The organism is Bacillus sp. EKM202B (assembly GCF_011066025.1).
Classification (GTDB): Bacteria; Bacillota; Bacilli; order Bacillales; family Bacillaceae_G; genus Bacillus_A; species Bacillus_A toyonensis.
Genome location: NZ_JAAMNK010000094.1, coordinates 1 through 640, shown reverse-complemented (window position 1 = coordinate 640; position 640 = coordinate 1). Strand labels below are relative to the sequence as shown.

At 34.4% G+C, this 640-nt stretch carries 2 protein-coding genes; both read left to right on the top strand.

What is annotated here, in order from left to right; translation table 11 throughout:
• Positions 1 to 163 precede the first annotated feature (163 nt).
• Positions 164 to 562 (top strand): IS200/IS605 family transposase, encoded by a 399-nt coding sequence (gene tnpA / locus G9F74_RS29455; protein ID WP_016107700.1) that lies wholly within the window; start codon positions 164 to 166, stop codon positions 560 to 562.
• 11 nt (positions 563 to 573) lie between these two features.
• On the top strand, positions 574 to 640 hold a 67-nt coding region (locus G9F74_RS29450; protein WP_142331167.1), incomplete at its 3' end, for a helix-turn-helix domain-containing protein.

The following is a 640-nucleotide window of genomic DNA, read 5'->3' as shown; positions in this document are numbered from 1 at the left end:
ATTTAACGAATTTCCCGAAAGAATTCTCCTTCCTCAAGCGTGTGAAGGGCGTAGCCCAACGATAGGTGGGAGATGAATTTCGGTTTGGCGTAGCCAAAAGGTTTTCCTTTTTATTTTGCCTCTGATATAATCAGTCTTATAAATTATAAAGGCTGGTATATAAATGAAATTAGATAGTAATAACCATTCAGTATTCTTGTTGTATTATCACCTTGTGTTGGTCGTGAAATACAGAAGAAATGTGTTTGATGATGATATGTCAGACTATGCAAAAGATATGTTTGTTCGACTATCTGAAAACTATAACATCACATTAGTTGAATGGAATCATGATGTAGACCATGTTCATATTTTGTTCAAGGCACACCCTAATACAGAAATGACAAAATTCATCAATGCTTATAAAAGTGCAAGTTCTCGACTTGTTAAAAGAGACTTTCCACAAGTGAAAAAGAAACTTTGGAAAGAGATGTTTTGGTCAAGAAGTTTTTGCTTGCTAACTACTGGTGGTTCGCCAATAGACGTAGTAAAAACATATATTGAAAATCAAAGTGAAAAGTGAGGTGAAATGATATGACAAAGCAGAATAAAGCATATAAATTCCGTTTGTATCCAACAGAAGACCAAGCACATCTTATGC